The 9,657-nt window shown below is 65.5% G+C and carries 12 protein-coding genes; 4 read left to right on the top strand and 8 right to left on the bottom strand.

What is annotated here, in order from left to right; translation table 11 throughout:
• Positions 1–219: 219 nt before the first annotated feature.
• The 4 genes from Rhe02_RS50195 to Rhe02_RS37375 all read right to left on the bottom strand — a co-directional run bounded on the left by Rhe02_RS50195 (position 220) and on the right by Rhe02_RS37375 (position 3,671).
• On the bottom strand, positions 220–1,371 hold the full coding sequence (locus Rhe02_RS50195; RefSeq protein WP_239124299.1) for an RICIN domain-containing protein: 1,152 nt from the start codon (positions 1,369–1,371) through the stop codon (positions 220–222).
• Between the two features lie 78 nt (positions 1,372–1,449).
• A complete protein-coding gene (locus Rhe02_RS37385; RefSeq protein ID WP_203913204.1) occupies positions 1,450–2,250 on the bottom strand; it encodes a helix-turn-helix domain-containing protein in 801 nt (266 codons plus the stop codon).
• 7 nt (positions 2,251–2,257) lie between these two features.
• Entirely contained in the window at positions 2,258–2,809 is a 552-nt protein-coding gene (locus tag Rhe02_RS37380) for a carboxymuconolactone decarboxylase family protein (protein WP_203913203.1), read from the bottom strand.
• Positions 2,810–2,966: 157 nt separating this feature from the next.
• The gene (locus Rhe02_RS37375) at positions 2,967–3,671 is read right to left on the bottom strand and encodes a hypothetical protein (protein WP_203913202.1); all 705 of its coding nucleotides are present in this window, start codon (positions 3,669–3,671) and stop codon (positions 2,967–2,969) included.
• A 660-nt stretch (positions 3,672–4,331) separates the two neighbouring features.
• Here Rhe02_RS37375 and Rhe02_RS37370 point away from each other — a divergent pair.
• The gene (locus Rhe02_RS37370) at positions 4,332–4,871 is read left to right on the top strand and encodes a dihydrofolate reductase family protein (RefSeq protein WP_203913201.1); all 540 of its coding nucleotides are present in this window, start codon (positions 4,332–4,334) and stop codon (positions 4,869–4,871) included.
• Here the strand turns inward: Rhe02_RS37370 and Rhe02_RS37365 are convergent.
• Both Rhe02_RS37365 and Rhe02_RS37360 read right to left on the bottom strand, forming a co-directional pair.
• Positions 4,858–5,487, bottom strand: a complete 630-nt coding sequence (locus Rhe02_RS37365) for a transcriptional regulator (RefSeq protein WP_203913200.1) — start codon at positions 5,485–5,487, stop codon at positions 4,858–4,860. The two genes, Rhe02_RS37370 and Rhe02_RS37365, sit on opposite strands and share 14 nt — an antisense overlap.
• Positions 5,484–5,867 carry an SANT/Myb-like DNA-binding domain-containing protein gene (locus Rhe02_RS37360; protein ID WP_239124298.1) on the bottom strand — a complete coding sequence of 128 codons (384 nt, stop codon included), beginning with the start codon at positions 5,865–5,867 and terminating at the stop codon, positions 5,484–5,486. Before Rhe02_RS37360 ends, Rhe02_RS37365 begins: the two co-directional genes overlap by 4 nt.
• A 59-nt stretch (positions 5,868–5,926) precedes the next feature.
• On the opposite strand from Rhe02_RS37360, the gene Rhe02_RS37355 reads away from it, so the two are divergent.
• Complete coding sequence (locus Rhe02_RS37355) at positions 5,927–7,129, top strand: PEP/pyruvate-binding domain-containing protein (RefSeq protein WP_203913199.1); 1,203 nt, start codon at positions 5,927–5,929, stop codon at positions 7,127–7,129.
• Positions 7,130–7,139: 10 nt separating this feature from the next.
• A complete protein-coding gene (locus Rhe02_RS37350) occupies positions 7,140–7,739 on the top strand; it encodes a histidine phosphatase family protein (protein WP_203913198.1) in 600 nt (199 codons plus the stop codon).
• A gap of 7 nt (positions 7,740–7,746) precedes the next feature.
• Here the strand turns inward: Rhe02_RS37350 and Rhe02_RS37345 are convergent, their stop codons facing one another.
• Positions 7,747–8,187 carry an NUDIX hydrolase gene (locus Rhe02_RS37345; protein WP_203913197.1) on the bottom strand — a complete coding sequence of 147 codons (441 nt, stop codon included), beginning with the start codon at positions 8,185–8,187 and terminating at the stop codon, positions 7,747–7,749.
• A 216-nt stretch (positions 8,188–8,403) separates the two neighbouring features.
• Between Rhe02_RS37345 and Rhe02_RS37340 the strand changes: the two genes are divergently transcribed.
• Entirely contained in the window at positions 8,404–8,895 is a 492-nt protein-coding gene (locus Rhe02_RS37340) for a hypothetical protein (RefSeq protein WP_203913196.1), read from the top strand.
• Positions 8,896–8,959: 64 nt separating this feature from the next.
• Here Rhe02_RS37340 and Rhe02_RS37335 read toward each other — a convergent pair whose 3' ends face one another.
• Positions 8,960–9,625, bottom strand: a complete 666-nt coding sequence (locus Rhe02_RS37335) for a DNA alkylation repair protein (protein WP_203913195.1) — start codon at positions 9,623–9,625, stop codon at positions 8,960–8,962.
• Between the last annotated feature and the right edge of the window lie 32 nt (positions 9,626–9,657).

Below are 9,657 nucleotides of genomic sequence, written 5' to 3'. Positions count from 1 at the left end.
AACCGGCACCTACGCGGTCCTCGACGGATTCGCAGTTACCTCCGCCTAACCAGCTGCGCGATGGGTAGCGCCAGGCGGCGCTACCCATCGATCGCCGTAACAGCTAAGTGGTGACACAAACCCAATCCATCTGCGCGCTCGGATGTGCCGCTGGGCCAGTCCATCCAGGCCTCATCCCCTTCCGGCACAGTGAACACCGTCGCCGCTTCCCAAGCCAACCTACGAGAGGAAGGTGCCGTAGGGACCGTTGAGGATCGCGGTCTTCTGTGCCTGGCTGAAGTGGGTATTCGGGTAGCTGTAGAACGAGGCCGACATCGGGGTTCCGTCGGTCGAGGTGGAGTCGGGCAGGCCGAACGCATGGCCGAGCTCGTGCACCATCCCGCCGTACCAGCGGTTCATAGGGCCGTTGACCCCCGCCGCACCATCCGCGTCGTGCTGGCACAGGATTACCCAGCCGCCGCCACCGCCACCGCCCGCACCCGGGCCCTCAGCACTGATCTCGCCGACATTGATCCACCTTCGATCGGGTGCGTTCAGGGCGAGTTTGCGCCGCAGTTCGGCCTGCATATTGAACACCGACCACCAATAGCGATCGGCGCCGTTGGGGGTGTTCTCGTACCAGGACTTCACCTGGTCGCCGTTGACGACCTCGACCACCGGATTGTTCAGGGTGAACGTCTTGCCGAGTTCCTGACGGTAATACCGCTGGGCCTCCCGCATCACATTGGCTATGCCGTCGGGCCAGCGCTGGTCGAAAGCCACGTCCGAAGGCTTGAGCCAATAGACGCGGACGGTCTTCTCCGGCGGCAGGGTTGGGTTCCCACCGCTGGTGTAATTGGGAAGCCGCCAAACGCGAGAGGTCGTCGTATTGCAGGGCAGCTGGACCAAGCCGATGTTCGTCGCCGCCGATCCCCCAGACGGCACCACGCACTTGGACGAGTGCACGGCCTGCAGATTAAATGTCTTGTCGGCACCCGTGATCGCCACCGGCACCAGGCGGAATCTCTGGTTGTTGCCGTTGTTGCAGGACCATTGGATGATCGTGGCATTGTCGGCGGTGGATGCGCCGAACACATCCACGCACTTGCCCGCCGCAACGGTGGCGATGGTGAACTGATCCGTTGTCCCGCTCACCGGGGTGAACGCGAAGCTTTGGTTCCCCGCGCCGTTGCAGGTCAATTGCCTTATCTGGGTACCGTTGACAGTGCTGCTGTTGGGCAGATCCGCACAGTTGCCGCCGTTCTGGTTCACCGCCGTCGACGCGAAGCTCACCGCAGCGAATGCGGGTTCAGCTCCGGTCAACACGGCAACAGCGGATGAAGCAAGTGCGGTCGCGAGCGCGAGCACCAAAATACGTCCAGGCTTTCGCATGTCACATCCTTCGTGGTGTGAAACGATTGCCCGTCGTACAGATGATTAAACCCAGTGATACCCGTCTTTGGCAACACCTCACGGCGCGGTGTCGCGCAGGGCTTCCGCGGCGTGCCGGGTCTGCTGGTCGGCGGGGTGGAACAGCTCGATGCGCAGCTCCTCCAGGGTGACGTCCTGGGCCGTGCCGAGGGTGGTTACCGTAGAGAAGTAGGTAAATGAATAACCGTCGCCTTCGAACTGGACCGGGATGATCGGCAGTTGTGGGCCTTCGTCCGGGCCGGCGGGCGGCTGCGGCATCCCCGGGTAGGCCAGCACCTCGGCCAGCAGGGCCTGCGCGCGCTCGTCGGTGCTGCCCCCGACGGCCTCTCGACGGATGCGGCGCAGCAGGGTCGCGGCCACCTCGGGCCAGTTGGCGACATACCGCATTACCCCGTCCGGGTGCAGCATGGTGCGCAGCACGTTGGGTGGGCCTGGCGGCCCGGTCTTGTGCCCGGCGTTGAGCAGGTTGAATAGCCGGGTCGCGGCGTCGTTGGTGTGCTGGATGTTCCACCCCCGATCCATCACCACGGCCGGGTACGGCTCCTGCTGGGCCAGGATCGCGTCCAGCGCGCGGCGGATCGCGGTCAGCACCGGCGCGTCCATCGGCGACTCCTGGTATGCGGGTGCGAATCCGGCGGCCAGCAGCAGCGCGTTGCGTTCGCGCAGCGGCACGTCGAGGGCGTCGGCCAGGCGCAGCACCATGACCCGGCTCGGCCGGGCCCGCCCGGTCTCGATGAAACACAGGTGGCGCAAGGAAACGGCGGCCTCGGCGGACAGGGCCAGCTGGCTCAGCCGCCGAGACCGGCGCCATTGTTTGAGCAATACGCCGACGTCGGACATCAGCTCATTATCCGGCTGTCCATGCCTGCGGCTGGAACGCCGGCTCCAGCGGCGGATGCGTTACGTTGCCCGCATAGTTGGCCAGCGCGGAGATCGCTACGCCGGTGATCACCTCGAGCAGCTGGTCGCTGCCGAAGCCCGCCTCCAGGAAGGCCTGGATGTCAGCCTCGCGCAGGTGGCCGCGGCGCTCGATCAGCGTCCGGGTCAGCGTCGACAACGCGCCCAGCCTTGGCGTGTCCGGGGTTTCACCGCGCCGGATCGCGCTGACATCCTTCTCGTCGACGCCCTCCGTCGAGGCCATCGTGGAGTGGAAGGCCACCGCCCACTGGCACGTGTTGGCCACCGCGTTGGACAGCAGCAGAACCTGGCGTTCGCCGCCGGTAAATGAGCCCGAGGTGAACTGGCCGACCGCGGCCACGAAGGAGTTCACCAGCGGTGGGGAGCTCGCCATCGTCGCGGCCAGGTTGGGTACCACCCCGAATGCCTGCTTTAAGCCCTGCAACGCGGGCTTGGCGGCGTCGGGCGCGGTGTCAATGGTGAGAACGGGAAAACTGGTCATGTGATCGACAATGCGCCTGCGGCGACCGAGAACCAATTCCCTCACAGGTAAATGGATGTGCAACACCCTGTGCCACAACGGACTTGACCCAATTGAATTCCCCGTGACGCCCATGCAGGGCTATCCGTTGTGGCACAGGGCCTAGTGGCCCCAGCCGCTACGGCTTTATGGGCCCGCCGCCGGGTGTGGTGTTGCCGGACCAGGTGTTGCCCTTCTGCGCCGCGGGCCAGTTGGCTACCGGTCCGAATTCGCTGGCGCCGAGGACGTTGTCCACCATTCGGACATTGGTGATGCCGTAGGGCTTACCGGCCTGCAGGCTGTAGAAGCCGACGCAGAACCCGGCGTCGGTGCTGAGGTGGCTGCGGGTGATCAGCACGTCATCGATGCCGGGGGCGTCCTCGGAGTAGAAGCTGACGCCGTTGGAACAGGCGAAACGATCCGAGTTGCAGCGCAGCGTGGAGTGTTCGATGCGGACATGGGCACCACCGTGTGTGGACGCGGCGGTCTGGTGGGATCCGGGTTGGACCCGCAGGTCGTGCACATAGCTGTCGACGATCGTCACGTTGCTGCCCAGCGCCAGACCACGCAGCCCGCCGTGAATGTCGCAGCGCACGCAGGAGTACCGGCTGTTGCCCACAGCGGCATAGGAATCGCTGCCGCCCACCGGCCCGGAGATTTCAACGTCGACCAGTTGCAGTCCGCGCAGGTCAGCGTCTGATGCGCCTTCGACGTGGCCGCCCTCCACGTGGGAGCGGCGGATGGTGATGTTGTCCGCGGCAATGACGACGGCCCCGGTGAACCGGCACGAGTCGTAGGTTGCCCCTGCGGTGGACAGTTTGGTGGGGCACGACCGCAGGGTCACGCCCGTATGTCGCCATCCGGTGCAGCTACCGTCAGGAAACGCGGGCCAGGCCCGGCAGGCTCCTGCCGCAGGTGGCGGGACAGGGCTTGCTGACAGGCTCGGTTTTGTCGAAGGCACTGGGCTAGGTGTGGTTCCAGACGAAGGGCTTGCGCTCGGTGGCGTGTTGAATGCGGACCGGCAGGTGTCCAGCCATGTTCGCTGTTCCGGGGTGAGGGGCCGCTGGTCGGCCAGCCGGGCGTCGCATGCTGCGGCGATGGCCGGCTGGTCGTCGAGCGATGCGGCCTTGCTTGTCCTGGCGGTGCCAGAGATGGATGTCGCCACAACGGCTATCACTGCAGCTGAGAGCGTGGCCGCGAGCGCGGCTCGGCGTCTGCGATTATTTCGCATCTTGTGATCCTTTGGGATTGATTGTAGTGACTGCGTTGGTCAATCTAGCGCTATGCCAACTCAGTTGCTCGAGATAAGTCGGCTTGCCCTATGCCATTTCCCGTTCAGGCCACTCACTCACCCACTTTTGGGTTACCAATCTCTGCGCAATTAGCAAATACATGGCGCAGAGTGCCTATCCCGTCACGCCAAGTCTCCTTATGGCGACCGATGAGTTTCGGTGGCCCGATCGGTCTCTACTGGCAACGAGACCTAGCCGTTGGAGGTATGGGCATGCGAAAAATTGTCATATACGAGTTGTTATCCCTCGATGGGGTTGCCGAAGCCCCGGATGGTTTCTTCACCGACTGGGACGACGCGATGGATGCCAACCTGGCGGCCGTTATCGCGACCCAGGACGCCGTCATTCTGGGTCGCCGCAGCTACACCGAGTGGGCGCCCTACTGGCCGAGCAGCCAGATCGAGCCATTCGCCACCTTTATCAACGGGGTCACGAAGTATGTCGCCACATCGACGCCGCTTGACCAGGATTGGGCTCACACCAAGGTGCTCGACGGCGAGCTCGTCGAATTCGCTCGGGATCTCAAGCAGAAGGACGGAGGCGACATCGGTGTCCACGCAAGCATCTCGGTCGCGCAGGCGCTGCTCGCCGGTGGTGTTGCGGATGAAATCAGGCTCGTGATAGCGCCGCGGATCGCCGGCCGTGGACGGCGGCTCCTCGACGGTTTGCCGTCGATACGGCTCGAATCGATCCGAAGCGAGACCTCACCAACCGGTCATCTGCTCGTCGACTATCGCGTTATTGGCGGCTGAGGCCGAGAGTGGCGATTAGATCTTCGTGAAGCTCGAACCAGACACGGTGGCAGGAATCGACGCTCGTGCCGTCGACCCAGCCACCGTCTCCCGCGCGGACGCGGCGCAGCGCTTCGGCGAAGCGGGTGTCGTACCCAGAAAAACGGCTGAGGATGCCGCTGAGCCGATGAATCAGCGGCGTGAGGGCGTGGCCGATGGCGAAAAGCTCATTGAGGATGCCGGCGTCCCAGGCTGGATCGGAATGGTCGTTGGGCGCGAGCCGGCTATCGCCGGTCGGACGCAGTTGCCAGCTGGTACAGGCTTGCAGCAGACGCGCATTCAGCGGCAGGAAGTCATGGTGTGTCGCATGGACCTCATCGGTTCCGCCGGAGGCGACGAGCTCGGCGGCCAGCTGGCGCTCGTTCTCGGCCCTGCCCCGCTCGGTCAGGGACCAGCCGCCCAGACCGGCGAAGGCGGCGTAACTCGCCCAGCCGTAGGCCTCGGCGTCGCCGAGGAACTCGCTGGTTTCGGCGACATCGAGGCCGAAGCGCTGGGCAATCACCGCGGCGTCGGCGAAACCTATGAGGCGAACCGCATGCAGGGCCAGGAGGCTGGAGGTGGACTCGTGCGCCGTCATTCGGCGCCCTGCCGTGCCGTCAGCCGGGTGTAGTGCTGCTGGCATGCCTGCGGGGATTTGAAGCCCATCGCCTCGGCTATCTGAGCCCAGGTAAGGCCCGCGCTGCGGGCGGCAAAGAGCAGGCCTGATTCGAGCCCGTCGATCTCGGCCCGCGCGGCGGGCAGCAGAATCAACGCGCTCAGCATGTCTTCGGGTGCCAGCGCGGTGGAACGCCAAAGCGCGAAGTGGGCGAGGTCTATTGCCGATGGGGGTACCGGGGCAGGCCGCCATGGCCGGGCATCCAGCTGCGCCGCGCCCAGCCGCAGCAGGCGTTTCTGTGCCTCCCGCTCGCGGCGCGCTTGCGCTTGATCGGCCCGTGCGGCTTCGTCCTTGCGCGACATGCCACCAATATGCAGAATCAACGAAACGTTGTCAATAAAATGTTGAAGGGGCGTTCCGAATGATCGTGTCCCTCACGGACGCCGGAGCGGAAACCAGCGGCGCCAAGGCCGGCGCGCTCGGTGTGCTGATGCGCGCCGGGCTGCCGGTGCCGGATGGCTTCGTTGTCCCTTTCCGCGCCTACCGGGAAGCCGTCCGCGGACTGGAACTCGCGTCACCGGACGTGTTGCGGCAGGCGGTAGTGAGCCGGCCACTGGATACCGGGCTGCTCGCCGCCATCGCCGCCGGGTTGGACGGGCTAGGAAACCCGCCCGTGGCGGTACGTTCGTCGGCGGCGGGCGAGGACACGGAAAGCGCCTCAGCCGCCGGGCAGTACGAGACCGTGCTCGCGGCGCACGGCCTCGATCAGGTCGCCGAAGCAATCCGCGTCTGTTGGGCTTCATTGCATTCGGAGCGGGCCGTCGAGTACCGGCAAACAGTCAATATGCCGGAGATGGCTGTCCTCATTCAGCGTCACGTGGATGCGGAGATTTCGGGTGTCCTGTTCACTGCGCCGAATCCCGGCGGCCCGACCGAAATCGAGGCCTCCTGGGGTCTGGGACCCAGCGTCGTCGGTGGCACGGTCACCCCGGACTCCTTCCGGGTCAATGCCGACGGATCGGTGCACCGCACCATTTCCGCCAAGCGAACCCGGCTGGATCGGCGGGGCGCAGAGCTGATCACCCGGGAAGTGCCGCAGGAAAGCCAAAATCGGCCGACAATCGACGATCCGGTCGCCGTCGGGCTGGCCCGGCTCGGGCTGAAGGCCGCCGAGGTGCTCGGCCGTGCGCTGGACATCGAATGGGCGATCGCCGACGGCCGGGTTTGGCTCCTCCAAGCACGTCCGGTCACCGCCGCGCTGCCGACGGCGGCAGAGGACGCGGCCCGGCCATCCGGTTCGCTGGAAGGAACTGCGGGCAGCCACGGAATCGTGACCGGCACCGCGCGGATCGTCCGCGGCCCCGACGACTTCGCCCATGTGAAACCGGGCGACATCCTGGTGTGCCCCTACACCGACCCGAGCTGGACGCCTTTGCTGCGAATCGCCGCCGGAGTCGTCACCGAAACCGGTGGGGTACTCTCCCACGCCGCGATTGTTGCCCGCGAGCTGCGCATCCCCGCGGTCCTGGGTGTCCCCAATGCCACGACACGAATTCCCGACGCCGCCACCATCACCATCGATGGGGCCACCGGCCTTGTCATCACAGCTGACCCAAAGAATTGAGGCTCAAACCATGGGAATTCGACGCCTCTATCTAGCCCGGCACGGCGCGGCCGACCCGTTCGGAACGCTGACCGATATCGGGCGCCGGCAATCGAATCTGCTTGGCGAGCGGCTGGCCGGCCTGCCCGTCGACGCCATCTGGCATTCCCCGTTGCCGCGCGCCGCCGCGAGCGCGCACGAGATCGCCCGGCATCTGCCCGGCGCGCCCGTCCTTGAGGCTGCCGAACTCATCGATCATGTGCCATACGTCCCGAGCCCCGCTGAAACGCCAGCGGCTTGGGCCGGTTTCTTCGACGGATTCGATGCCGCCGAAGCCGCCTCCGGCCACAGCCTGGCCGAGTCTTTGACCACCCGTTTCGCCACCGCCCCCGGCGCCGCTCTCGATACGCATGAAGTCCTGATCACCCACGCCTACCAGATCGCGTGGCTGGTTCGCCACGCGCTGGACGCGCCCTCATCCCGCTGGCTTGGCCTCAACAGCGCCAACACGGCCCTGACCGTCATCGAGTACCGCACCGCGTCGCCCCCGGCCATCGTCATGTTCAACGACCAGAGCCACCTCCCGCCCGACCTGCGCTGGACCGGCTTCCCCAAGACCACCTGGCCGTGAGCGCTTTTCAACCCTGGTGTTCCGCGATGATGCGGGCCGCCATCGCGGCCATGCCCGCACCGACCACATGCACCTGGCGCAGCGGCAGCCAGTAGAGCTCAAATCTGATCGGGTCAGCGGTGCCGTCGCCGCGCTCATACTCTTCCCAGCGCTCGGGCACCTCGCCATCGACCGCGAGCTGAAAGAAATGTCTAATGTGGACGGCGTCTTGACTCGGGCGCATGTCGTACTCGGCGGCACCGAGGTAACGCACGATGCGCAGGCCAGCCAGGCCGGTCTCCTCGCGGGCCTCGCGCAGCACCGCATCGGCCGGCAACTCGTTTGGCTCCACGGTCCCTGCCGGGACCTGAAGACCCGACTCGTCAAAACTGGCATCGTCGGGGTGCAGGAACACCACGATCCTGCCGTCGCGAACAATGTAGGCGATCACCTTCTCAACCATCCGCATCCGCCCGATGCTAGCCGCCTCTCAGCACGCAGGCTAACGGCGGCTTGCCGATCGGTCACCCTGCAACCTCATAGGTTATCCGGGCTTCCGCCACGCTCATACGCTCACATTGGCGGGGGCAAATATGATTCATCCTAATAGGAGCGTCGATTCCGCCCGCCGCCACAGCAAACCATGGAACCCAAGCGGAGGGAATGCACGATCATGAAGAGACGTATGTCCGCAATCCTCGCGCTCGCTGGCGTCATCGCCCTGATGGCGTCGGCACCCGCGCAAGCGTCCGTCGCTGCCGATTCGGCTGCCTACAGCGCGCCAGCAGGCGCCGCTGATCTGCAGAAGCGTGTTGACGAGGTCCTCGCCACCTACCCCGGCGGGACGCAGGTCTCTGCCACCGAAATCAAGTACAACGGCTACAACGTCACCGTCGACCCGTACTACTCGGAAAAGTCGCGTAGCACGATCAACGCCATCTCGTGCCCGGAGTGGAAATTCTGCATCATCGTGCGCGGCACGCGGTTCGACTTCTGGCAGTGTGGAACGTACCCGCTGTACAACTGGTGGGACCTGGCGCCGTACAACAACAACCAGAGCACAAACACCACCGCCGTGGCCTACGGCCAGAACGGAACGACGGTCGTGTTCACCCACACCGCTAAGGGTTCCGGTTCGGTGAACGTCAGTCCGTGGTGGTACTTCAAGCCCTGCTGACCGAGCCATCAAGCAAACGGCCGCTACCGCGACGCAGCTGTCGCGGTAGCGGCTCGTCCATGCCCTAGCTCTGTCGGCGCACCATCTCGGTGATCCAGATGGGCGCGAAAGGAGAGGTGCAGTTCGGCGGGGTCGGGTAGTCCTTGAGCACCTCCAGGCGCTCACCTATGTCGATGGCGCGGGTGCGGTGCTCGGCGTGCTCGATGCCGATCTGAGCCAGGCAGTGGTTCATCGCCCACTGCAACCTGTCCGGGGCGCCTTTCATTTGCGCCTCGATGGTGTCGAGCAGCTCGCCCAGGTCGAGTCCTTCGGGGTTCTTCGCCACGCGTTCGGTGGTCAGCGCCCAGCCGGCACTCGCCACCACCGGATCGGCATCGGCCGACCAGATCAGGCGCAGCTGCTCGGAGTGCTGGTTCTTCTTCACCACATAGTTCACGAGCCAGTCGTGCACCTTGGGGGTGCGGGCCTGGCGCAACATGAGGTCCAGCTCGTCACGCTGGAAAGGCTTAGGGCGGCAGATCAGGATCGCCAGCAGTCTCGCCGCGGTGTCATCGGTCTGCCAGAGCTGGCGCGCGAGTTCCTGCTGCGTCTTCAGCCGCTTCGCCAGCTCGCGCAGCTTGCCGAGGTTCACCCCGTGATCGTCACCATGTCGCTCGTTCACCTCGCGCGCCTTCGGGTCCTCAAGCGCGGCCAGCTCGGCCATCACCTCGGCCACCGTCGTCTCGGCCACCTCAGCCTCCCGTTCCTCACGTGCGAGCCTCC

Origin of the sequence: Rhizocola hellebori, assembly GCF_016862955.1 — a bacterium.
Classification (GTDB): Bacteria; Actinomycetota; Actinomycetes; order Mycobacteriales; family Micromonosporaceae; genus Rhizocola; species Rhizocola hellebori.
This window is presented reverse-complemented; position numbering and strand designations above follow the sequence as displayed.